This window comes from Ruegeria sp. AN11, assembly GCF_056536005.1.
The window spans coordinates 1,532,151-1,552,960 of the sequence record NZ_JBQFJD010000001.1 but is presented as its reverse complement, the minus strand read 5'-3'; the positions used below and the strand labels follow the sequence as shown (position 1 = coordinate 1,552,960).

Here is a 20,810-nt window from a genome sequence, read left to right as displayed (position 1 = left end):
TCAGACGAACCACATTTTGCGGGACATGTTGCCGTTCATCATCTCCTGAGTCGGGTCAGATTCCCAGCCGTCCAGCTGGTTGCTCACGCCTTCGACAAAGTCGTTGAACATCGGACAGATCAGGCCGCCTTCGTTGCGGACCATTTGACCCATCTGGCTATAGATGCCCTTGCGCTTCTCGGCGTCCAACTCCGCGCGCGCGGCGAACAGCAGATCGTCGAACGCCTGAACCTTGAACCGCGTGTCGTTCCAGTCGGCGCTGGACAGATATGCGGTCGAGTACATCTGATCCTGAACCGGACGGCCACCCCAGTACGACGCACAGAACGGCTGAACGTTCCAAACCTCGGACCAGTATCCATCGTTGGGTTCACGCTTGATTTCCAGCGGAATACCCGCCTGCGAAGCGGTTTGCTGGAACAGCGCAGCGGCGTCCACAGCACCCGGGAAGGCACCGTCGGCGACACGCAGAACGATCGGCGAGCCGTCATGGCCGGACTTCTTGTAGTGCTCAGCAGCTTTTTCAACACTGAATTCGCGCTGTTCGATGGTCTCATCAAACAGGGGGTAGGCTGCGTTGATCGGCATGTCATTTCCGATCGAGCCATAGCCGCGCAGCACTTTGTCCACCAGTTCCTCGCGGTTGATGGCGTATTTCAGCGCGGTGCGCAGTTCGTTGTTGTCAAACGGCGCAGTGTCGCAATGCATGATGAAGACATAATGTCCGCGACCAGCAGTCGAGTGCACCGTCAGGTTCGGTGCGCGGCCCAGAAGGTCGGCAACTTTGGGTTCAACACGGTTGACCGCATGGACCTGGCCGGATTGCAGCGCAGCCGTCCGTGCGGTTGCATCGTTGATAACAACGACTTCGACGCTGTCAAAGTTGCCGAAATCGCTGTTCCAGTGGTTTTCATTTTTGGTGAACAGGTGACGGACACCCGGTTCGTCCACTTCCAGCTTGTAAGGGCCGGTACCGATACCCGCACCAGGGTTGTCCATGCCGCCATCCGGCTGAATGATCAGATGGTAGTCGGCCATCAGATAGGGCAGGTCCGCATTCGGCTCGCTCAACGTGACCTGGAAGTTGTCGCCATCGGCCTTCATCGACTCGATGCCTTTCATGATGCCCAGAGCACCCGACTTCGAATCTTCGTTCGAATGACGCTGCATGGTCTTCAGCACGTCTTCGCTGGTCATTGTCTTGCCGTTGTGGAATTCGACACCCTGACGCAGCTTGAAAGTCCAGACCTTGGCATCTGCGCTGCCTTCAACGCTTTCGGCCAGACGCGGTTCGATCGTGCCGTCCGGCGCGACTTCGACCAGCTGGTCTCCGAATTGCTTGCCGTTCTGGAACGGAACCGAACTTGCATAGGTTGCCGGGTCAAGCGAGTTCGTGGATTCGCCGCCCTGCAGGCCGAACTTCAGATCACCGCCCTTTTTCGGGCCTGCCGCACGCGCGGCATCTGCAAACATGGTGCTGGCCATTGCCGCAGTTACACCCAATGCCGCTGCTTTCCCCATGAATTCGCGACGGGTCAGCTTGCCGGCTGTAACCTGTTTGGTCATGTGAGTGAGTTGTTCGTTCATTCAAGAATCTCCCGGTTGGTAGAGTTGCAGGCCCTTTCTGGGCTTTTTATTGACGCACGAGTCAAAGTTCGCGCATTTTAGAGCAGGCGACAAGAACTAAAATTTCAAGAAATGCCGTCCCAGCCTAAAAATGTTGTGTCTCGAAGGTCGCTCATCCAGAGGGAACGCGACCAGATTACTTGTCCTTCAATACTATATCGCGATCCAGGCGTATCTCATCAGTGAAACTTTCTTCACGAAAGGTTTGATAACTGTCGATGTGCGGGCGCAAAATACGTCAGTTTTTTCTGGTTTTGCGGACCGATCTCTGTTCGAAAAAACCAACATCGTGCGACTTCGGGACCAGATCATTCCCGTTCACCCGCGCACCACGACAAGCAGGTCCATAACGTTCGTTCCGGTTGGGCCGGTGACCAGCAATGCGCCTGCTTTGTCCAGAAAGCTCCCGCTGTCGGCCCGCTGCAATGCCTGCTCTGCGCCCTCGCCCCAGGTTGATCCGTCGATAATTGCACCCGCAGCCAGTGTGGGTCCATCGGTTCCATCGGTCCCGCCGACCACCAGTGTCAGCCCCTCGGTCCCGGCGATTTCCCGTGCCAGAGCCAGCGCGAGCGCCTGATTCCGCCCCCCGCGGCCAGGGTTTTGCGGTAGTACAACTGTTGGTTCACCACCAAAAACCATGGCGCCCGTCGACATGGACCGCAACCGCGGCCCCAGCGTCCGGGCAATTTCCAGATAATCGTCGTGCAGACACTCCTCGTTGGCCAGCACCGTGTATCCGGTGTTCGCCGCCAATTCCGCTGCTGCGCCCCGTGCATGTGCATTCGACGCTACGATCCGGGCCGTAGCCTGGTAGGCGTGATCATCGGGCAGTGCGCCGATGCCCGAACCGATGACGTCGAGGTCATCACCGGGCACATCGGATATGGCCAGAACGGTCACGCGCGCGCCCGAAAAACCAGCCAACAGACCGCCGCCCTTGATCCGCGACAGCTTGCGCCGTTCGGCGTTCATGGCGGTAATATCCAGCCCCTCGGACAACAGTCTTTTGTTCAACTGTTCCAGATCGGACAGAGTTTTGCCCGGCACCAGATCCTCGGCCAGCGACGAGGCGCCGCCGGATACCAGCAACAGAAGATGTGATCCGTCCGCCATGTTCTCGACGGCTTCACGCAGGGCTTTGCCGCCCGCAAGACTGCGGTGGTCTGGAACAGGGTGCGAGGCCTCGATCACCTCAACATGCGGAGGCAGGTCGCGGCCGTGATCGTCCTTGGTTACGACAAGTGTCGGCAATGCTCCAAAATGCTCCAGCGCCGCCCGCGCCATGGCCGCTGCCGGTTTGCCCACGGCAAGGATGCGATCGGGCGTCGGGATATCGCTCAACGCCTGTCTAACAGACGTGTATCCATCCACCGCCGAAACGCCGGCCTGCCAGATCCGCTGTGCTTTTTCCGCTTGGGACATCAGTTTTCCACCCAGATTGTGACCGGTCCATCGTTGACCAGTTCGACGGCCATTGTCGCGCCGAATTCTCCTGTTTCGACGGCAACACCCTGAGCCGCCAGTTTGTCTGCAAACGTTTCATAAAGCTGTTTGCCCTGTTCCGGAGGCGCAGCCTCAGAAAATCCTGGTCGGGTGCCGCGAGACGTATCGGCGGCCAGTGTGAACTGACTGACCACGAGGGCCGATCCGCCGATATCTAGCAGCGACCGATTCATCTTTCCGGCGTCGTCCTGAAAGATACGCATTTTGGCAATCTTCTGCGCCAGCTTGTCCGCCTGCTGTTCGTCGTCACCCCGCATAGCACAGACAAGGATCAGCAGACCGGTGCCGGACTGACCGATCATTGTTCCGCCGACCGATACGGATGCGCGCGTCACGCGTTGCAGAAGGGCCCGCATGTCTTCTCTCCTAGTCCATTCTTTTCAGGAACACCGGCGTCAGCCCCGCCAGTCCACGATTTCATCCACGCCTGCGCGGTTTGTTCGGAAACTGTTCGCAGGGTGGTCCCTGTCCGGGTACCCGAAAGATATCGCACACAGGATCAGGCGATCATCCGGGATCTGAAAAAAACGGTGCAGAAATGGGCTGTAAGCCGCCAGCGCCGCCTGGGGAATGGTGGCCACGCCCAGAGCCTGCGCCGCCAGCGTAAACGCCGTGACAAAACCACCGCAATCCATCGCACCGTAAGGGCCTAGCTCGGCCGGGCTGGAAATAATGGCGCAATGGGGCGCACCGAAAAGGGCAAAATTCTCGCTCATTTGCCGCGCCGACGCCGCGCGGTCGCCGCGCTCGATACCGACCGATTCGTACAATGCCCATCCACAGGCACGGCGGCGTTCCTGATAGGTACCTGAATATGAGCTGGGAAAGGGCAGGTCCGGGGCAGGGGTGCCGGTCGCGGCTTCATGCATCATGGCCTGCCGGAAGCGCTCGGTTTCCGCGCCGCTGGTGATAACGACCTGCCAGGGCTGTGCATTACACCAACTTGGCACACGGGACGCGCTGGTCAGGATTTTCCGGATATCACCCCGCGGTACCGGATCTGACAAAAAGGCGCGGCAGGAGTGTCGATCCTCCAGCAAGCCGTTCAATGCCGATAGCGTCACCCGATATCTCCTTCGCCCCAACGCCGCGCAGGATGGCTGCGGGTTGGGCGAAGATCAAGGGTCCGGACGACGGATTGTAAGTCTATTGCTGGCCCGTCGCCGCCAGGTAGCCAACCCCGGCCGCGACCAGAAGTCCAAGCACCACAGCGATCGTGATCTTGATGGCCGACCAGGGCCGTTCCCCCTGAACCCGGCCGGTTCGCCCATTCACTACGAATCGATAGGTCTGACCGCGATATTTGTAGGCCGCCATCCAGACCGGCAGCAGGATATGTTTGAAGGTAACATCCCGCACATCGGTTTCGACCGCATGCACGCGCTGACGGTCGCCCCCGATGTCAAAGCGTACATCCCGTTCTATGACGCGCGCCATATGCGCCCGTGCCTCGGCATACCCGTCCTTCAACTCGACCGTATAGGCTTCGGCCCGAAAGCCTGCCAGGTACTCGGGCTGATAAGGCTCCAGCGCGGGCAGGTCCCAGGGTTCCAGTGCATCGGTGTAACGTTTCGGCAATGAGCGAGACGCGAGCACAAGAACATCATCAAAAAACCGCGCCACGCGGCCCGATTTGGGAGACCATCGCACCTTTGCGACCTGTTGCTGAACCCGCTTCCCATCGCGCATGACCGTTATGGTTTCATAGTAGATCACACCCCGCTCACCGCGATATCGGGATTTGGTATCGGCATCGAACGTCCAGTAGGGCACGTAGATACCCTGCATCTTCCGCCCCTTGCGGGCGTATTCTTTCAGGCCATTCGGGGCGAACCACAGCCGGCCGAGCCAATCACCCATGGCCTTGTGGGCCGAACGTTCATCCAGCGCAAACGGCAATACCCCTTTGGGTTTGATGTGACGGTTCACGCCCGAATCCGTGACTACTGGCGTGGCGCAGAACGGGCATTCCGCCGCGTGCGTGGCGGGGTCGAATTCGACCTGTGCGGCACAGTTCGGGCAGGACAGAACTCGGGTTTCCTCAATCTCGCTGTCTGGCAGTCGATCTGCAACTGCCGCGTCAAAATCCAGCTCACGCAGGCTTGCACCACCCCACGGACCCGCACCAATCGACACCGAGTGCCCACAGTGATCGCAGGTCAACGTGCCGTCGCCGGGATTGAACCGGTAATCAGCGCCACACTGGTTGCATGGAAAGCGGTGTTCGTCTGTTCGTGTAACAGTGAGTTGCTCAGGATCGGTCATTGCCATTTCACCAGGGTTTACTGCCTCTTACAGGCGCGTGTTCAGTTGCTTTCCAAATGGTCATAGAAATCAGATGCCGGAACGACCTGCGATTGGTAGCTGCGTCTGGCGCCATTGCCGAACTCGACTTGAATCAGAATTGTGCCTTCGGGATTGCCGAATAGGTCAAGGCACGCGCCTGACCACTGATCAGCCGCAGCCAGACATATCCGGTTGCCTGACATCTCCGACACATAGGTGGACGTGCGAAGATCGGATAGCGCCCCAAATGACCGGTATTCAGCCCGGCCATTCTGGAATATCCGGAAACCGTCGCCTTTGGTATCGAACAAATCGGCGGCAGCCCCCGGATGAGCCTTGAAAAAACTCTGCCGCGCGGCGTCCACCACGAGCGGAGGAAGAGAGGGCGTGGCCGGTTCGCGGCCCGGTCCCGCACATCCGCTCAGCAAAGCGACGGCGATGAAGACTGGCGCAACAGACCTTCCCATCGGGTCACGCACCCGGCGGCGGCGGCGGGAGAATGGTGAAAAGTTGCGCCAGTTCCTGCACATCACCAGCCTTTTTCCAGCCGTCCTGTCCGGCCGTCCAGACATGCGTGTCGCGGGTGATTTCGCCATCCGCGGCCATACGGCCCATTTTGGCTTTAGAAAACGGCCCACTAACCTGTCCGTCCACCGCGATGTGCCAGACATGTTCCACGGGCGGCGGGGGCGGTGGAGCCACACGCGCCGTCGTTTGCGGAGCAGCGGGGGCGGACGCGCCCCAGGGGCCGCTCGGCTGACCTGCTGCCATGTTCGACATCTGCTGCGCCATCGCCATGCCCATTCCCATACCAAGACCTGCGCCCATACCGCCACCCTGACCGGGGTTGTTGGCGGCGGCGGTCATTGCCTCTGCCGCAGAATACTGGGTGAACTTGCCAAGATCACCCGCCAGTCCCATAGAGGTGCGTTTGTCCAGCGCAGCCTCGACCGCCGGAGGCAGCGAGATGTTTTCGATATAGAACTCGGGCATTTCCAGCCCGTAGCCATCCAGCACCGGCGACACCTCTGCCGCGATCAGCTTGCCCAGATCGGCGGTATTGGCCGCCATGTCCAGAACCGGAATGCCCGACCCGGCGATCACCCGGCTGAACTCCTGCACGATGATGTTGCGGATCTGAAAACTGATCTCGTCCATGGTGAATTCGCCATCGGTTCCGACGATTTCGACCAGGAACTTCGCGGGGTCCTTCACGCGGATCGTGTAGGTGCCATAGGCCCTGATCCGGGTCGGGCCAAATTCGGGATCGCGCAACATGATCGGGTTCTTGGTGCCCCATTTCAGGTCATTGAACCGGGTCGTGTTGACGAAATAGATCTCGGATTTGAACGGAGACTGAAAGCCGTGGTCCCAATGCTGTAGCGTCGTCAGGATCGGCATGTTGTTGGTCTCAAGCATGTAAAGGCCCGGCGTAAACACATCCGCCAGTTGACCCTCGTGCACAAACACCGCCGCCTGACCTTCGCGCACCGTCAGCTTGGCGCCATACTTGATCTCGTGTCCTTCGCGTTCGAACCGCCAGACCATCGTATCCCGGGTGTCATCCACCCAATGAATGACGTCAATGAATTCGCCGGTCAGAAAATCGAAAATTCCCATCTGGGTTCTCCCGTCCTTGAGGTCAGAGCTACTGACCCATCAACTCGCGTGAAATGATACGCACCACGGGCCGGGCATCTTCAACAGAGACGCCAGGCTGCAGACGCGGATCGTAAAGAATAGTCAGCAATTTCTCGTCATGGCTGGTCAGAAGCGCAAACTCGTCATCGTCGTTGAAAATCGACGGTCGCGCTGTGGGGCTGTCGTTGGACAGACCCAGGCCTTGGGCGATTTCCTCGTGAATGCAGCTGCGCCGCACCAGATCAGGCAATTCGGAACGGATCAGCGTGACAGCACGTACGTATTTATACGGTGACGTTCTTGTGGCCGAGGCCAGCACGAAACAGTCGAAGCTGGCGCGGGGATTGGCGATCAGATCCAGCGAGGCCTGACTGATATTCGGTATCAGCTGTTTCACGCGGGCGACGACGTAGGCGCTGTCGTCCTTGCCGGCAAAGAAGACGTGAAAATTGGCCTTGCGACTGACGACCGACACAGGGTGCCCCGTCAGTTTCGCCAGACGTTCGGTGTAGCCTTGGACAAGTTCCGAATCCCGCTTGCGTGTTTCGGGCAGAACTGACGGCCCAAACTCGGTCTGGATGCGCACCGGCCCCGACCAGCGACTGAGCTGCCCATCGGTCTGTCCTGAACCAATCGCCACGGCGTGATCAGGGTATTCACTGTAAAACGCGATGGCTTCGAAATTGCGAGCCAGATCGTCGGCATCATAGGGCGTATCCGGGCCGCCACCGTCCACACGAAGCAATCCGCGTGTCAGCAGATCGCGCTCGACCCGCTGATAGAAACGCGCCAGATCCTGACTTGCCGCAGACGGGGGAACATAGGCATTGGGCTGCGGCGCCGGTTCGGCCGGGCGAGCCTCGGGAACAATTGACGTCGTCAGCGCTTCGTCGCAATTGGCCAGAGCCAACAGCGAAACAAGTCCCAGCAGGACCTTGAGACATTTCAACGGACGCACGCCCCGGCCCGCCTCAGCCCGATACAGCGGTTCCGGCATTGTCGCCAATGCCATCCTTTCGGGCTTTGGCCGCCGCCAGAGTGTCACGCAGTTCAGCCTCCATCTTTTTCAGCTCTTCTTCGGCGGCGGCGCGTTTGGCTTTGCCCTCATCGGCGATGGCAAGGCTTTCGTTGATCGTGCCGATCAGGTCTGCATTGGCCTTTTTGACGGCCTCAATGTCAAAGACACCGCGTTCCATTTCCTCGCGGATCATCTTGTTGGACTGGCGCAGATTGGCCGCGTTCGAGGTCAGCAATTCGTTGGTCAGGTCGTTGGCTTCGCGCACGGCCGAGGCAGCCTCGGCGCTGCGCTGGATTGTGACGGCCTGCGCAAGCTGCGTCTCCCACAGAGGGACTGTGTTGACCAAGGTCGAGTTGATCTTGGTCACCAGCGACTTGTCATTTTCCTGAACCAGACGGATCGATGGCAGCGACTGCATTGTCACCTGTCGGGTCAGCTTCAGGTCGTGAACGCGGCGCTCCAGATCATCGCGCGCGGCGCGCAGATCGCGCAGCTCCTGCGCTTCCATTACCTGTTCGCCCTCAGCGGCGGCCTGAACCTCGGCCTCTTTTTCCGGGATGTCGTGGCTGTCCAGCTCGGTCAGCTTTTCCTCGCCCGCCGCGATGTAAAGCGCCAGTTCGTCATAAAAGCCCAGCGTCTTTTCGTATAGCAAATCCAGCGACTTGATGTCCTTGAGCAGGGTGTGTTCATGCCCCAGAAGATCGTCGGTAATCTTGTCGATCTGGCCTTGCACATCTTCGAACTGCGCTGTGAATTTGGCAAAGGGCGCGGCCTTACCCAGCAATTTCTCCCACCAGCTACGTTCGCGGCGTACGTCCAGCTCACTGACCGAGAACCCGCGGATCGTGGTCACGATATCGCGCAGGCTGTCGCCAGCGGGGCCAACATCCTTGTTGCGTACGTCCGCAAGCATGGCCTGGCTGATCTCTTGCAACTCGGCCTGTGCCGACGAACCAAAGGACACGATCGAATTGGTATTGCCCATGTCGATCTCTTCCATCCGCTTGCGAATTTCGGCGCCGACAGGTTCATCGGCCTCTTCCAGCGGAACAATATCGGCCTTGGGCTCGGGCAGGGCCACGGCAGTCACTTCCTGCACAATCGTTTCAGCTTCAACGGCCTTTTTCTTGATCTCATCGGACATGGGGATATTCCTCGCTCAAATAATGGCCGGTCAGTCCAACCGGACGCCTTCGCGCTGCAGCCTTTCGCGCAGCACTTCAATTTCAACCGTCAGATCACTTCGGTCATCCAATAGCATCTTGCGGGTGCGCGCGGCGAAATTCTGTTCCAGATCATCCAGCAAAGATGAATAATCTGACAAGGCTTGCGCATCGCGGGTGCGCGCGTAGACATCTGCAAACTTGATCGTCGCATCGCGGGCACCCTGCAGATAAACCGTCAGGTATTTGCGGGCACCGGCCAGATCTCGCGGGTCTTCCTCGACTGTGCGGAAAAGATCGCGGGCGGTGTCCTGAAACCGTTCAACCCGGGCTTCGACAGTACGGTCCCCCGCACGTTTGATCGCTTCGGTCATTTCGGAAAGATGGGCTTCGGCGTCTTCCACTACACGTGCGACGCGATCCTGTTGAAAGGTGTCTATACCTTCCATGCCCTTGTCTTTCATCGGATCAAGGCCAAACGAGACCGAGTGCAGAACCGCCGCCGCTGCGCCAAACAGAACAGGCGCCAGCAGGCTGACCTGCGATACCGCCTCGGCATCCAGATACTCGGTCCGGAACGAAGCAAGCGCCACACCCAACCCGGTCAGAATGCTGGCGAAAATCTTGCGTGGAAAGGCGGGGCGGCGGGCTGTGCGACGGGCGTTATAGGCCCCTTCGGCGCGCAGGCCTTCGCGCAGCAGAAACGCAGCAGCCGTCAGCAAACCGGCAGCCACAAGACCCATGGTCATGCCGATGGCACCGTCGTTCAGAGACAGGAACACCAGGGGGATTGCCGGAACGAAAAGAACATTCGCCCGTGCGCCCGCAGGTTCGACCCGCGCACTGTCAAATTGTCCGCGCTTGGGCTGATCCGAAGGTGTCGTATCACCCTGGGGGCTGTATTTTCCGCCGTACTTTTTGGCCATGCGCCTATAGCCCTCCCAGCAGGCCGGTGCATACTCCAAACAACAGCACCAGCAGTGCCGCGTAGGCCAGTTTTTGCACTCCGCTTCCGGACATGGCACCCCCAAGGACTTCCGCGTTCACAGAAAATTTAGTGTATGCGCGGGCTTGGCGCTAGGGGGAAGGTTGTCCGACAGGCGTCACTTGCGAGGTTTCTTGCCGACCGGGGGACGTTTTCGTTGTGGGCGCGTGGTCCGTTTAGCGGTGCCATCGGATTTTTCGCCGCCTTCCAGCCCCAGCTGATCCCGCATCACGCGGCGGCGCACTTCCTCGACCTCGCCGGGCTTCAGGTCGCCCAACTGGAATGGTCCATACGAGACCCGGAGCAGGCGGTTCACCGCATACCCGATATCCTCGATTGCGCGGCGAATCTCGCGGTTCTTGCCTTCGCGCAGGCCGATCGTCAGCCAGGCGTTCGCCCCTTGTTGGCGGTCCAGGGAAACGGTCATCGGCTGAAACCGTTCCCCGTCGATCACCAAACCCTTGCGCAGCGGTTCGAAATCTTCATCCTTCGGCCGGCCGTTCACCCGGACGCGGTATTTGCGCAGCCAACCGGTCGAAGGTAGTTCCAGCTTGCGCTTGATGCCACCGTCATTCGTCAGCAGCAGCAACCCCTCGGAATTGAGGTCAAGCCGCCCGACGCTCATGACCCGGGGCATGTCCTCGGGCAGTTTGTCAAAAATCGTCGCGCGGCCCTTTTCGTCGCGTGTGGTTGTCACCAGCCCAGAAGGTTTGTGATACAGCCAAAGGCGCGAGGGCTCGGGTTCGGATACCGGTTTGCCATCGACCACAATTCTGTCTTTCGAGGTGACATTCAGCGCCGGGCTGTCGATCACCTTGCCATTCACGGCCACGCGACCTGCTTCGATCATGCGTTCAGCCTCGCGGCGCGAGGCGACGCCCGCGCGGGCAAGGACCTTGGCGATCCGGTCGCCGGGAGGAGGGGTGTTGCTCATGGACCCGGCCATAACCTATCCTGCCCGCTTGCGAAAGGCAGGTTTCTGATGCAGTCAGAGATATGGAATTCAGATCGCATATGAGCGCGGCGCTGGAACAGGCCAGATTGGCAGGCGAACGCGGAGAGGTTCCGGTCGGTGCGGTTATCATCGCGCCCGACGGTCGGATTGTTGCGACCGCAGGCAACCGGACGCGCGAGTTGAATGATCCGACCGCCCATGCCGAGATTCTGGCCCTACGCGCTGCCTGCGCCGATGCCGCGTCCGAGCGACTTCCGGATCATGACCTTTATGTCACGCTGGAGCCGTGCGCGATGTGCGCTGCCGCTTTGGCCGCCGCGCGCATCCGGCGTGTTTATTTCGGGGCTGCCGATCCGAAATCGGGCGGTGTGGCACATGGCGCACGGGTCTTTACCCACCCGCAGACGCATCACAAGCCGGATGTTTATGATGGTATCGCAGCCAAAGAATGCGAAACCCTGCTGCTTGAGTTCTTTGCCGATAAGCGGGCCGGCAAGTGATCTTACCCTGACGTGGTTTGAAAGGGTCTAGGTCCAGTCCAAAAGGTAAACTGTCTGGTGCCCGCCGAACCCTTTCAGCTGAACTGGTTTTGGGGCACTGAACTTCAATCCGGCGGTGTTGCCCACCAGCAGCCTTGTCACTTCAGTCACGTGGATTTCGTATGGCCCGCTGACATTCGTAACCCGCGCCGCCTTGTTGACGACGGACCCAAAGAAATCTTCGTCTTTGTGGATGACGTCGCCGGTATGAATCCCAATCCGAAGGCCAAGCGCCGTGTCGACTGTGGCCGACCTGTTTTCCCGTTGGAAATTGACGGCCGCCTGAACTGCGTCATGGACGGACGGAAAAATCGACATGGTGCCGTCGCCGAGCGATTTGACCAGACGCCCCTGATGCGCATGGATCACTTTCTCTGCCAGATCAAAGTGATCCGATATGATTTTGATCCACTCCTGATCGCCCAGTCGCCGTGTGATTTCGGATGATCCGGCAATGTCTGTGAACATGACCGAGGCGGTGCCCTCGCTCTGCTCCTGCGTGAACTCGCGCCGTGCCGCTTCGATCAGCGCATTCAGGGCCTCATGTTCGATCCCGATCTTTTCCATGTTAGAGGTCGGATTGGAGACATGCATCTGCATTATTTTCCAGACGCCGTTTTCCAGATGGAGAACAAAGGTAAATCGGTGCAACGCGGCTTTGCCGTTCGTGGCAAAGGTCATCGTCGCTTCACAATGTGCCCAACCGGCGTTTCCGCACTCGAAGGCTTCCAGCGAATGTTCCTGCCAGGCATAGTCGGGAATTTCTTTCGTATGATCGACGAAACCCTGTCGGAACACCTGCCCGGACCAGGATTCTTCATCCGCCGATCCCTGATAACGCAGGTGTTCCGAAGTTGAGAGCATGTTCTCCAAAACCGCGCGGTCCCTGTCTTGCACGGCCTTGTTCCATCGCCGCACAACCGCGATCAATTCCGGTGAAGGAGAAACCTCGCCGCTCACATCGGACCTATAGTTTAATCGCCTGCATCACTTCAGGCTCGATCACATCGACGCCGGGCAGGCCGTCTTTCAGATCCTGCGCAGATTGCTCAAGGATCGGGAAGGTTTTGTAGTGGCAGGGTATCACGGTCCGAAAATTGAAATAGCGCTTGGACGCATAAGCCGCGCCTTTCATGTCCATGGTGAAATGGCCGCCCGCGGACAGAATGCCGATATCCGGTTTGTAATAGTCGCCCATCCAGTTCATGTCGGCCATGATATCGGTGTCACCAGAGATATACAGCGTTTTGCCCTCGGTGACGATCATGAACCCGACCTCGGTGCCGCCGGTGCGCAGCCCCTCCGGCGTCGAAAAGGTTGAACTGTGCGACGCAGGTACCATCGAAACCTTGATGCCGTTCAGGTCGACCGTGCCGCCTTTGTTGAACCCGACCGTTTCAATGCCTTCAGTTTCGCCCCAAAAACCCATCAGGTCGTATTGGCCGACAACCGGCACGCCCAGGCGCTTCGCCAAGGGAAGGATATCGACCACATGGTCGAAATGGGTATGAGTCAGCAGAATATGCGTGGCCCCTTCGACCGCCGCGTCATGCTGAGTTTCGGGCAGGACGGGGTTACCGCTCAGCCAGGGATCGATCAGCAAGACCTGACCGCTGGTTTCGATGCGGAAACTGCCGTGACCCAACCAGATGATATTCATGAAAATCCTCCCATTCAGACTGTTGGCCTCAGCCTAGCATCGGCTATGTAAAAATCCATGGACTGGATGCAGGAAATCGATGGCTATTGCGAACGACTGTCGCCCGCCTATTGGGCTGAACCGGTCAATGCGCTGACCAATGCCGCCTTCCTGGTTGCAGCATGGGTAATGTGGCGCCGGGTGCGAGGGCAGGGTTTGCCCTTGGCGATGGTGCTGGTCGCAGTGCTCGCCCTGATCGGATTGGGCAGTTTTCTGTTTCACACTCATGCACAGGTTTGGGCGGCTATTGCCGACACAACGCCCATCCTTCTGTTCATTCTGATCTACATCTATGCGGTAAACCGCGACATCTGGCGGATGTCTCCGGGATGGGCGCTGGCCGGCACCGCGCTGTTCATCCCTTATGCGGCTGCGACAATCCCGCTGTTTCGGTTTGTGCCGGGTCTTGGCGGGTCCGCTGCCTACGCGCCGGTCCCGTTGCTGATCCTGATCTATGCTGCATTGTTGCGGTCAAAAAAACCTGTTCTGGCGCGCGGCATGGCCGCCGGGGCAGTACTGCTGATCCTGTCCATCACGTTCCGCGCGCTTGATCCGGCCCTGTGTGCCCAATTCCCGATGGGCACACACTTTATGTGGCATCTGTTGAACGCAACGATGCTGGGTTGGATGATCGAAGTCTACAGAAAGGACCTGGCCGAAAATCAGGTCTGATCGGCGCGAAAAGCATCGGCCAGATGATCGGGCAGGTCGAATTCCCGCAACACCCGCGCGCGCCCTTCGCCAGACATCTTTCGGGCCGTTTTCTCGACGATACTTTGAATCTTCTCGGCCGAATGTTTTGCAGCAAAGGGCTGGAAGTACCATTTGAGAAAGACGAAACAGATCACGTCTTCCAGGGCCTGAACTTCGGCATCGCGTTTGATGCCTTGCTTGCGCAGCATCCGGCCCGCGGCATCGATCTGATCGGTGCCGTAGCCTTCCTTTTTCATCAGGCCCATGACGACTTCGGCATGGTGAACGCCCTGCGCCTTGCGCCAAGCCAGATAACCGGTCCGCCCTTCGGGGTATTCGCTGCGCGCCAGTTTCCAGCGTTCCACGTGCTGACCGCGTGCCGCAATCTGCAGCGCGTCAGAGGCGTCGGGGAACAGCCGCGCAAGCTCCTCGCTCATCCGCTTGCCATAGAGCAGGGCCTCCGGCTCTCCGCCATCCTGGTTGGGATCTTGTATGTTGACTGCGTCGATTGCGTCCAGGACGGCTTGTTTTTGTGCGCTCATGTATGGCTCCATAGTCTGGCAAGTCTGCGCCTGCCGGATCTCCCGGCGAGTCATTTCGCCCTATGGTAGCGGCTTGTCGCAGGGTCCGCAGCATGCAATTGCAGCAACGCCGGATCAGTCGCGCCATATCTGATCCGGCGTTTTCTTCTATTTAGTTTCCGCGAATTGTGGTGTCCTTGGTGACCGGCTGGGTAACCGGTTCGGGGAAGGTCAAGGTGCGGGTCAACGGGGTGAAATCAAAGCCCGAAGCCATTGCTGGCGCAATGGCGGCAGTTGCGGACAAAACGAAGGCGGTGATGAAGGTTTTCATGATCTTTCTCCGGGTTTTGTGCTGTTGCACATGTTAGAAAGTGAACAGCGCAGTTCAGTTTTTCAAGGCGCAAAGTGAACCGTATAGTTCACTTTTTTGCATATGAGATATTCAAAATTGAATGGGGTGCTGCGGACCTGCCATGATCACCTTCGATCATCCGCCGAGTCTGTTGGTCTTGCGACCGGTGCGGCAGACGGGTAAATGCCCCCTAACGCATATGAGGTTTTCCGATGTCGATTGACCAAAGCACCGCCGCCAAGGTGGCCAAACTGGCCCGGATCAAGGTCGAGGACGACGCGCTGCCGGCGCTGGCGTCCGAGTTCAACACCATTCTTGGGTTCATCGAGCAACTCAACGAAGTGGATGTCGAAGGCGTCGAGCCGATGGTCTCGGTCGAGCCGATGCGCCTGAAACGTCGCGAGGATGTGGTCACTGACGGAAACCAGCAGGACAAGGTTCTAGCCAATGCCCCCGACGCCCGCGAAGGCTTTTTCGCAGTCCCCAAAGTGGTGGAGTAAGACATGAGCGATCTGAACAAACTGGGCCTGGCCGAAGCCCGAGACGCGCTGCGCAAGGGTGATGTGACCTCAGTCGAGCTGACCGAAGCCTGCCTGAAAGCAATCGATCAAGCAGATGCTTTGAATGCTTTTGTCCACAAGACGCCCGAGATTGCACTGGAGCGCGCCAAGGCGGCTGATGAGCGGATCAAGGGCGGCGACGCACCGTCGATGTGTGGCTTGCCAATCGGCATCAAGGATCTGTTCTGCACCAAAGGCGTGCCCTCGCAGGCGGCCTCGAAGATTCTGGAAGGTTTCAAGCCGGAATACGAATCCACCGTTTCGCAGCAACTGGCCGATGCGGGCGCGGTTATGCTGGGCAAGCTGAACATGGACGAGTTCGCCATGGGCAGCAGTAACGAAACTTCTGTATATGGCAACGCGGTCAGCCCCTGGCGCCGTGGCAATGACGACGCGCAACTGACACCAGGCGGTTCATCCGGTGGGTCGGCTTCGGCCGTGTCTGCCGACCTTTGCCTAGCGGCAACCGGTACCGATACCGGCGGTTCGATCCGTCAGCCTGCCGCCTTCACCGGCATCACCGGCATCAAGCCGACCTATGGTCGTTGCTCGCGCTGGGGTATCGTCGCCTTTGCCTCTTCGTTGGATCAGGCTGGTCCGATGACCAAGAACGTGCGCGATGCTGCGATCATGCTCGAGGCGATGTGCGGTCACGATCCCAAGGACTCGACCAGTGCCGAACTGGCGGTGCCGAACTTTGAGGCGATGCTGACCGGCGACATCAAGGGCAAAAAAATCGGTATCCCCAAAGAATACCGCATGGATGGAATGCCTGCTGAGATTGAAAAGCTCTGGGCCGAAGGGGCCGAGATGCTGAAAGCAGCGGGTGCCGAGATTGTCGATATTTCGCTGCCGCATACTAAATACGCGTTGCCCGCGTATTACGTGATCGCACCGGCCGAGGCGTCCTCGAACCTTGCGCGTTATGACGGTGTGCGTTATGGCCGCCGCGCGCAACTGGCGCAGGGTGACGGCATCACCGAGATGTACGAAAAGACCCGCGCCGAGGGTTTCGGACATGAGGTGCAGCGCCGTGTCATGATTGGTACTTATGTGCTGTCAGCCGGTTTCTATGACGCCTACTACAACCGCGCTCGCCGCGTTCGGACCCTGATCAAGAAAGATTTCGAGGACGCGTTTGCCGCCGGAATCGATGCGATTCTGACACCTGCGACACCGTCGGCCTCCTTTGGTCTGGGCGAGATGACCGAAGCCGACCCTGTTCAAATGTATTTGAACGACGTGTTCACAGTGACGGTGAATCTGGCCGGTCTGCCCGGTATTTCGGTGCCTGCGGGTCTGGATTCACAAGGTCTGCCCCTTGGCCTGCAACTGATCGGACGTCCGTGGGACGAAGGCGATCTGCTCAACACCGCCTATGCGCTGGAAAACGCGGCCGGTTTCGTGGCCAAGCCGGGGAAATGGTGGTAAGCCTCTGGCAACCAGAGCAGCAGACACGGAGCAGTCACATGCGCTTTTTGCTTCTGATCCCCGCCATCGGCGTGGTGGCGGCTTGCACCGACGTGGCACCAGTGGCCAACACGGGATTCAACACGCCTGATTACCAGGCGCAACGCGAGGCTGAACTGGCCGGGCAGGGACTGGGCGGTAATCCGTTGCTTGGCCCGGTGGAAGTGTCCGCACAACCGCTTGGCGCTCCGGGTGCGGTGACACCCGTGGCGACCGGGGCCAATGCGGACATCGCTTCTCAGACAGCCGCCGCCTTGGCCAGCACTTCTCCGCAGGGCGCATCCACTCCGATCCCGGTGTCCAATGCACAGGGAATTTCCGACGAACAGGATTTTGCGGCCGTATCCAACCGCCGCAGCATCGAATCCGACGCCGCCCTGATCGAACAGAACCGCCAGACATACGAGGTGGTCGCACCAACCGCCGTACCGCAGCGCGGGTCGGACGGACAGCCCAACATCGTTCAATATGCTCTGAACACGTCGAACCCCGTGGGGACCCAGCTTTACAGCCGCGCCGGGTTCAACCTGCAGGCTAAGGCGCAGCGCAACTGCGCGAAATATCCTTCCCCGGATCAGGCACAGATCGATTTTCTGTCAAATGGCGGCCCGCAGCGGGATCGTCAGGGGCTTGACCCGGACGGTGACGGCTATGCTTGCAACTGGGACCCAAGCCCGTTCCGCAGTGCCGTCAGCAACTGATACCCTGACGCCGATCTGGCACCCGTCGCCAAATTTCGGACCGCGCCGCGACGGGTTGAAGCCGTCTTTGGTTGTACTCCACTACACAGCGATGGACAGCGCGCAGGCGGCCTTGGAACGTCTGTGCGATCCGCAGGCCGAAGTCTCCGCACATTACCTGATCGGAAATGATGGCACCCTCTGGCAAATGGTGCCCGAGGAAGACCGCGCATGGCATGCCGGGGCAGGGGAGTGGCTCGGTCAAAGCGATATCAACTCGCGCTCGATCGGGATCGAGCTGGACAATACAGGCTTTCATCCCTTTTCGCACCTTCAGATGAATGTGCTGGAACACCTGTTACCCCAAATCATGACGCGCTGGTCGATCCCGCCGCAAGGCGTGATCGGGCATTCCGACATGGCACCGGGCCGCAAATCAGACCCCGGCCCCCGCTTTGACTGGCCTCGGCTTGAACGTCAGGGGCTTGCGGCGCGGCGAGGGCAGGGAAGCTGCCCTCTGAACGCGTTGAAACACGAGTTCCGCACCAAGGCCCGCTTGGCAGGCTATACCGCTGACACGGATGACGAAACACTCCTCACCACCGTTCGGCTCAGATACCGCCCCTGGGCTAAAGGTCCGCTCACACCCGCTGACCTTGCGCCGATCAGCTGAGCATCCCCCAAACAAATCCGGGCTTTATCTGGCTATAAGTATCCCGGGGTTGAATTGGCCGCAGGCCAAGAAGGGGCTGGCCCCTTCGCACCCTGTCCACTCTTGACGCCACCGCCCCCAAGGCATACCCAACGCCAGCGCGGAGGGCCGGATGGCCGCTGGGGTGCAAGCCCGAGAGGAAAGTCCGGACTCCACAAGACAACGGTGCCGGGTAACGCCCGGGCGGGGCAACCCGACGGAAAGCGCCACAGAAAACAAACCGCCTTGCTTGCAAGGTAAGGATGAAACGGTGGGGTAAGAGCCCACCGCGCCGCTGGCAACAGCGGCGGCACGGCAAGCCCCACCGGGAGCAATGCCAAATAGGGTCCCAGCGCGGGCCGGTCGGCGCAAGCCGATACCGCCGCTATGCGCGTCTTGGCCGAGAGGGACCGGGTTGGCAGCTTGAGCCGCGCAGCAATGTGCGGCCTAGAGGAATGGTCATCGAAGGGGGCAACCCCGGAACAAGATCCGGCTTACAGGCCCTCCGCGCGTATCCTCTTACCCTCCGGGCGGTGTGTAGGCACCGGTCAGGGCTGCCGCTTTTTCCGTGATGGCAACAAAATCCTCTGCCGTCCACGCGCGGACCGTCTCTATCTTGTCGACGGCGCCCGATGCGCCGACGGCCATTCCGACCGCAACTGCGTCGGTGCCGTCAGGTGCCTCACTGATCACAACCACATCGTTCGATCCGGTGGTCATATAGAATGCCAGCAGCTTGCCGCCCACCTTGTCAAGCAGGGCTTTGACCGGCGCGGTGCGGTCCGATGGCTTTTGCAGCATTCCTTTGATGCCGGATTGGGAATAGGTGGCGTACGTTATGAATAAAGGCATTTTCTCCTCCTGGGATCAATGTGACGGAACCCTGAATTCGGCCGGTTCCCTGGCCGTTTGAGCGCCTAGGTGCCGGAAGATATCGCGCTTGCCAGCACCCAGGCACCTGTTGCAATCAAACCGATGCCCGTCGCCGGGATCAGCCAACGGGCTCGGGGCAGAAGTTTTTCCAGCGCAACGTAAATTGCGATGGCGACAATCCAGTAGAGGTTCATGATGCCGCCGACGAACAGCAAGAGCATCAGGGCCCAGCAGCAGCCCAGACAAAATGTCCCGTGAATGACGCCCATGCTGAACGCACCCGATGCGCCGGGCCGATTGTGTTCGGCAAGAAACCGGGCGGGGCTTTCGCAATGTCGCAGACAAGCGGATTTGAGCGATGAAAGCTGATAGAGGCCCGCCGCAATCAGGACACAGCCTGCAAATGCCTTTGACCGGACGGTCATCATGGGGCCATCAGACAGGCCGACATGCTCAAGACCCCATTGCGCCAGTGTCGCAAGCAGGCTGAAGCCCCCCCAGGCGATTAGGTATCCTGCGAGGAACAGCAAGCTGAGGCGGGCCGCATTGGCCTTGTCAGCGCCGACACGTTTGAGGGCCAGAAACAACAGGACAACAGGGGCCGCGCTGGGGGTCATCATGGCGATCATCATGACCCACCACATCAAAAAGATGAGCAGCGCGTAGGGCAGGCTCCATGGCCGGTCGACCGGCATCTGCATGGGCTCACCGATTGGCCGGGCCATCCTTGTCATTTCGACGGCAGACATGTTCATGCCGATCCCGGCAATCGTGTACCATGAGGCCCCGAGAACGATGACCAAGACACTGACCAGAACGATCAGCCTGTCCTGTCGCAGCAACCGCTCAGCGACCGCCACGGGCGGTGCGTCAGAGTTTCGTGTCATGCGACGCCCCTGTTAAGCGCCCAAAACACCGTGGCCGGAAATGTTGAGATGCGCCAAGTGCGCGTGGGTGGCATCAAATGTCAGGCTTATGGCACCCCCGGATGTTCTCGTCGTACCTGCGGCGGATTCCGCGTGGCGGTACTCGAACCCGTTCGGCAGCTGGATGGATGCGCGGTGCGGCGCTCCGGATACGATATGCGGGATCGGGTTGACCTCGACGTCGAAGATACCGTGGACTTTCGCGAACCCCTTGCGTTCCTCGCGATCCCAGTCCAGCTCGATCGGAAGGTACAGAGTTTCGTGTTTCTGCGGGGCCATGGCGCTGTAGACGTACCACATGGTGGCCATTTCATCGGTGTCCTCGCCGGTCATGATCGCTTGCAGGGCCGCCCGCTGATCGGGACTGGCGCTTTCGTCGATGATAAGCTGCATCTGACCGCCGCCTTCGTGGATCGGTCCGGGCCAGTAATAGACGCCGGCAGCGCGTAAGCCCGCCAGATCGGTATCGCCATATTTGCCAGCTTCAATGTCAAAGACGACAACCGCTTCGCAATTCCCATGTGTGGGAAGTACGCTGAACTGGCAAGGACAACCGAAATTGCAGTTACAATTGGCCAGCTCTTCCCCCTGAATAGTCCATTCTGTCATGATAGCCCCCCAGAAAAACA

General features: G+C 59.4%; 24 protein-coding genes and 1 other RNA gene. 7 read left to right on the top strand and 18 right to left on the bottom strand.

Annotated features, from left to right (window positions below):
* From ACR3EQ_RS07685 to ACR3EQ_RS07635, 11 genes are all read right to left on the bottom strand, one after another.
* Window positions 1-1,587: an ABC transporter substrate-binding protein gene (locus ACR3EQ_RS07685; protein ID WP_170609826.1), complete on the bottom strand. Its 1,587-nt coding sequence runs from the start codon at window positions 1,585-1,587 to the stop codon at window positions 1-3.
* Window positions 1,588-1,944: 357 nt separating this feature from the next.
* Window positions 1,945-3,048 carry a glycerate kinase type-2 family protein gene (locus ACR3EQ_RS07680; RefSeq protein ID WP_480490258.1) on the bottom strand — a complete coding sequence of 368 codons (1,104 nt, stop codon included), beginning with the start codon at window positions 3,046-3,048 and terminating at the stop codon, window positions 1,945-1,947.
* Window positions 3,048-3,485 carry a D-aminoacyl-tRNA deacylase gene (gene dtd, locus ACR3EQ_RS07675; protein WP_170609830.1) on the bottom strand — a complete coding sequence of 146 codons (438 nt, stop codon included), beginning with the start codon at window positions 3,483-3,485 and terminating at the stop codon, window positions 3,048-3,050. The genes ACR3EQ_RS07680 and dtd overlap by 1 nt, the downstream gene beginning before the upstream one ends.
* Window positions 3,486-3,524: 39 nt before the next feature.
* Window positions 3,525-4,193, bottom strand: coding sequence for a nitroreductase (locus tag ACR3EQ_RS07670; RefSeq protein WP_170609832.1), 669 nt, complete (start codon window positions 4,191-4,193; stop codon window positions 3,525-3,527).
* Window positions 4,194-4,275: 82 nt separating this feature from the next.
* Window positions 4,276-5,400 carry a TFIIB-type zinc finger domain-containing protein gene (locus ACR3EQ_RS07665; RefSeq protein ID WP_480490256.1) on the bottom strand — a complete coding sequence of 375 codons (1,125 nt, stop codon included), beginning with the start codon at window positions 5,398-5,400 and terminating at the stop codon, window positions 4,276-4,278.
* A gap of 35 nt (window positions 5,401-5,435) precedes the next feature.
* The gene (locus tag ACR3EQ_RS07660; protein WP_170609836.1) at window positions 5,436-5,882 is read right to left on the bottom strand and encodes a hypothetical protein; all 447 of its coding nucleotides are present in this window, start codon (window positions 5,880-5,882) and stop codon (window positions 5,436-5,438) included.
* Window positions 5,883-5,886: 4 nt separating this feature from the next.
* Window positions 5,887-7,035, bottom strand: a complete 1,149-nt coding sequence (locus ACR3EQ_RS07655; RefSeq protein ID WP_170609838.1) for an SPFH domain-containing protein — start codon at window positions 7,033-7,035, stop codon at window positions 5,887-5,889.
* 28 nt (window positions 7,036-7,063) lie between these two features.
* Complete coding sequence (locus tag ACR3EQ_RS07650) at window positions 7,064-8,053, bottom strand: DUF2927 domain-containing protein (RefSeq protein WP_170609840.1); 990 nt, start codon at window positions 8,051-8,053, stop codon at window positions 7,064-7,066.
* Window positions 8,028-9,218 (bottom strand): toxic anion resistance protein, encoded by a 1,191-nt coding sequence (locus tag ACR3EQ_RS07645; protein WP_170609842.1) that lies wholly within the window; start codon window positions 9,216-9,218, stop codon window positions 8,028-8,030. The genes ACR3EQ_RS07650 and ACR3EQ_RS07645 overlap by 26 nt, the downstream gene beginning before the upstream one ends.
* Window positions 9,219-9,248: 30 nt before the next feature.
* On the bottom strand, window positions 9,249-10,163 hold the full coding sequence (locus tag ACR3EQ_RS07640; RefSeq protein ID WP_480490254.1) for a 5-bromo-4-chloroindolyl phosphate hydrolysis family protein: 915 nt from the start codon (window positions 10,161-10,163) through the stop codon (window positions 9,249-9,251).
* A 177-nt stretch (window positions 10,164-10,340) separates the two neighbouring features.
* Window positions 10,341-11,156, bottom strand: coding sequence for a pseudouridine synthase (locus tag ACR3EQ_RS07635; RefSeq protein WP_170609846.1), 816 nt, complete (start codon window positions 11,154-11,156; stop codon window positions 10,341-10,343).
* Window positions 11,157-11,218: 62 nt separating this feature from the next.
* Between ACR3EQ_RS07635 and ACR3EQ_RS07630 the strand changes: the two genes are divergently transcribed.
* Window positions 11,219-11,677, top strand: coding sequence for a nucleoside deaminase (locus ACR3EQ_RS07630; protein ID WP_170609848.1), 459 nt, complete (start codon window positions 11,219-11,221; stop codon window positions 11,675-11,677).
* A gap of 27 nt (window positions 11,678-11,704) precedes the next feature.
* Here the strand turns inward: ACR3EQ_RS07630 and ACR3EQ_RS07625 are convergent, their stop codons facing one another.
* Together ACR3EQ_RS07625 and ACR3EQ_RS07620 are read right to left on the bottom strand one after the other, a co-directional pair.
* Window positions 11,705-12,634 carry an adenylate/guanylate cyclase domain-containing protein gene (locus ACR3EQ_RS07625; RefSeq protein ID WP_480491746.1) on the bottom strand — a complete coding sequence of 310 codons (930 nt, stop codon included), beginning with the start codon at window positions 12,632-12,634 and terminating at the stop codon, window positions 11,705-11,707.
* A 49-nt stretch (window positions 12,635-12,683) separates the two neighbouring features.
* The gene (locus ACR3EQ_RS07620; RefSeq protein ID WP_170609852.1) at window positions 12,684-13,376 is read right to left on the bottom strand and encodes a metal-dependent hydrolase; all 693 of its coding nucleotides are present in this window, start codon (window positions 13,374-13,376) and stop codon (window positions 12,684-12,686) included.
* Window positions 13,377-13,433: 57 nt separating this feature from the next.
* Between ACR3EQ_RS07620 and ACR3EQ_RS07615 the strand changes: the two genes are divergently transcribed.
* A complete protein-coding gene (locus ACR3EQ_RS07615) occupies window positions 13,434-14,087 on the top strand; it encodes a ceramidase domain-containing protein (protein ID WP_170609854.1) in 654 nt (217 codons plus the stop codon).
* On the opposite strand, the gene ACR3EQ_RS07610 is transcribed toward ACR3EQ_RS07615, so the two are convergent.
* Window positions 14,078-14,650, bottom strand: coding sequence for a DUF4202 domain-containing protein (locus ACR3EQ_RS07610; protein WP_170609856.1), 573 nt, complete (start codon window positions 14,648-14,650; stop codon window positions 14,078-14,080). The two genes, ACR3EQ_RS07615 and ACR3EQ_RS07610, sit on opposite strands and share 10 nt — an antisense overlap.
* A 151-nt stretch (window positions 14,651-14,801) precedes the next feature.
* Window positions 14,802-14,960 (bottom strand): hypothetical protein, encoded by a 159-nt coding sequence (locus ACR3EQ_RS07605; RefSeq protein ID WP_170609858.1) that lies wholly within the window; start codon window positions 14,958-14,960, stop codon window positions 14,802-14,804.
* A gap of 233 nt (window positions 14,961-15,193) precedes the next feature.
* On the opposite strand from ACR3EQ_RS07605, the gene gatC reads away from it, so the two are divergent.
* From gatC to rnpB, 5 genes are all read left to right on the top strand, one after another.
* Complete coding sequence (gatC, locus tag ACR3EQ_RS07600) at window positions 15,194-15,481, top strand: Asp-tRNA(Asn)/Glu-tRNA(Gln) amidotransferase subunit GatC (protein WP_170325838.1); 288 nt, start codon at window positions 15,194-15,196, stop codon at window positions 15,479-15,481.
* Between the two features lie 3 nt (window positions 15,482-15,484).
* Window positions 15,485-16,972, top strand: a complete 1,488-nt coding sequence (gene gatA, locus ACR3EQ_RS07595) for an Asp-tRNA(Asn)/Glu-tRNA(Gln) amidotransferase subunit GatA (protein ID WP_170609860.1) — start codon at window positions 15,485-15,487, stop codon at window positions 16,970-16,972.
* A gap of 38 nt (window positions 16,973-17,010) precedes the next feature.
* On the top strand, window positions 17,011-17,712 hold the full coding sequence (locus ACR3EQ_RS07590) for a hypothetical protein (protein WP_480490251.1): 702 nt from the start codon (window positions 17,011-17,013) through the stop codon (window positions 17,710-17,712).
* Entirely contained in the window at window positions 17,663-18,364 is a 702-nt protein-coding gene (locus ACR3EQ_RS07585; RefSeq protein WP_480490249.1) for an N-acetylmuramoyl-L-alanine amidase, read from the top strand. Before ACR3EQ_RS07590 ends, ACR3EQ_RS07585 begins: the two co-directional genes overlap by 50 nt.
* 139 nt (window positions 18,365-18,503) lie before the next feature.
* An RNA gene (gene rnpB, locus ACR3EQ_RS07580) (RNase P RNA component class A) lies at window positions 18,504-18,895 on the top strand.
* A gap of 6 nt (window positions 18,896-18,901) precedes the next feature.
* On the opposite strand, the gene ACR3EQ_RS07575 is transcribed toward rnpB, so the two are convergent.
* The 3 genes from ACR3EQ_RS07575 to ACR3EQ_RS07565 all read right to left on the bottom strand — a co-directional run bounded on the left by ACR3EQ_RS07575 (window position 18,902) and on the right by ACR3EQ_RS07565 (window position 20,790).
* Window positions 18,902-19,234 carry a GYD domain-containing protein gene (locus ACR3EQ_RS07575; protein ID WP_170609866.1) on the bottom strand — a complete coding sequence of 111 codons (333 nt, stop codon included), beginning with the start codon at window positions 19,232-19,234 and terminating at the stop codon, window positions 18,902-18,904.
* Between the two features lie 65 nt (window positions 19,235-19,299).
* A complete protein-coding gene (locus ACR3EQ_RS07570; protein WP_480490248.1) occupies window positions 19,300-20,142 on the bottom strand; it encodes a DUF2182 domain-containing protein in 843 nt (280 codons plus the stop codon).
* Window positions 20,143-20,154: 12 nt separating this feature from the next.
* Window positions 20,155-20,790, bottom strand: a complete 636-nt coding sequence (locus tag ACR3EQ_RS07565; RefSeq protein WP_170609870.1) for a DUF1326 domain-containing protein — start codon at window positions 20,788-20,790, stop codon at window positions 20,155-20,157.
* Window positions 20,791-20,810: the final 20 nt, after the last annotated feature.

What these genes read in the sequence shown, in the direction of transcription:
- ACR3EQ_RS07685 (WP_170609826.1), bottom strand. Translation starts at nt 1,587, where the DNA reads ATGAACGAACAACTCACTCACATGACCAAACAGGTTACAGCCGGCAAG.
- ACR3EQ_RS07650 (WP_170609840.1), bottom strand. Translation starts at nt 8,053, where the DNA reads ATGCCGGAACCGCTGTATCGGGCTGAGGCGGGCCGGGGCGTGCGTCCG.
- ACR3EQ_RS07660 (WP_170609836.1), bottom strand. Translation starts at nt 5,882, where the DNA reads ATGGGAAGGTCTGTTGCGCCAGTCTTCATCGCCGTCGCTTTGCTGAGC.
- ACR3EQ_RS07605 (WP_170609858.1), bottom strand. Translation starts at nt 14,960, where the DNA reads ATGAAAACCTTCATCACCGCCTTCGTTTTGTCCGCAACTGCCGCCATT.
- ACR3EQ_RS07645 (WP_170609842.1), bottom strand. Translation starts at nt 9,218, where the DNA reads ATGTCCGATGAGATCAAGAAAAAGGCCGTTGAAGCTGAAACGATTGTG.
- ACR3EQ_RS07680 (WP_480490258.1), bottom strand. Translation starts at nt 3,048, where the DNA reads ATGTCCCAAGCGGAAAAAGCACAGCGGATCTGGCAGGCCGGCGTTTCG.
- ACR3EQ_RS07620 (WP_170609852.1), bottom strand. Translation starts at nt 13,376, where the DNA reads ATGAATATCATCTGGTTGGGTCACGGCAGTTTCCGCATCGAAACCAGC.
- gatC (WP_170325838.1), top strand. Translation starts at nt 15,194, where the DNA reads ATGTCGATTGACCAAAGCACCGCCGCCAAGGTGGCCAAACTGGCCCGG.
- ACR3EQ_RS07570 (WP_480490248.1), bottom strand. Translation starts at nt 20,142, where the DNA reads ATGACACGAAACTCTGACGCACCGCCCGTGGCGGTCGCTGAGCGGTTG.
- ACR3EQ_RS07610 (WP_170609856.1), bottom strand. Translation starts at nt 14,650, where the DNA reads ATGAGCGCACAAAAACAAGCCGTCCTGGACGCAATCGACGCAGTCAAC.
- ACR3EQ_RS07585 (WP_480490249.1), top strand. Translation starts at nt 17,663, where the DNA reads ATGCTTGCAACTGGGACCCAAGCCCGTTCCGCAGTGCCGTCAGCAACT.
- ACR3EQ_RS07575 (WP_170609866.1), bottom strand. Translation starts at nt 19,234, where the DNA reads ATGCCTTTATTCATAACGTACGCCACCTATTCCCAATCCGGCATCAAA.
- ACR3EQ_RS07615 (WP_170609854.1), top strand. Translation starts at nt 13,434, where the DNA reads ATGGACTGGATGCAGGAAATCGATGGCTATTGCGAACGACTGTCGCCC.
- gatA (WP_170609860.1), top strand. Translation starts at nt 15,485, where the DNA reads ATGAGCGATCTGAACAAACTGGGCCTGGCCGAAGCCCGAGACGCGCTG.
- ACR3EQ_RS07565 (WP_170609870.1), bottom strand. Translation starts at nt 20,790, where the DNA reads ATGACAGAATGGACTATTCAGGGGGAAGAGCTGGCCAATTGTAACTGC.
- ACR3EQ_RS07635 (WP_170609846.1), bottom strand. Translation starts at nt 11,156, where the DNA reads ATGAGCAACACCCCTCCTCCCGGCGACCGGATCGCCAAGGTCCTTGCC.
- ACR3EQ_RS07630 (WP_170609848.1), top strand. Translation starts at nt 11,219, where the DNA reads ATGGAATTCAGATCGCATATGAGCGCGGCGCTGGAACAGGCCAGATTG.
- ACR3EQ_RS07655 (WP_170609838.1), bottom strand. Translation starts at nt 7,035, where the DNA reads ATGGGAATTTTCGATTTTCTGACCGGCGAATTCATTGACGTCATTCAT.
- ACR3EQ_RS07665 (WP_480490256.1), bottom strand. Translation starts at nt 5,400, where the DNA reads ATGGCAATGACCGATCCTGAGCAACTCACTGTTACACGAACAGACGAA.
- ACR3EQ_RS07640 (WP_480490254.1), bottom strand. Translation starts at nt 10,163, where the DNA reads ATGGCCAAAAAGTACGGCGGAAAATACAGCCCCCAGGGTGATACGACA.
- dtd (WP_170609830.1), bottom strand. Translation starts at nt 3,485, where the DNA reads ATGCGGGCCCTTCTGCAACGCGTGACGCGCGCATCCGTATCGGTCGGC.
- ACR3EQ_RS07590 (WP_480490251.1), top strand. Translation starts at nt 17,011, where the DNA reads ATGCGCTTTTTGCTTCTGATCCCCGCCATCGGCGTGGTGGCGGCTTGC.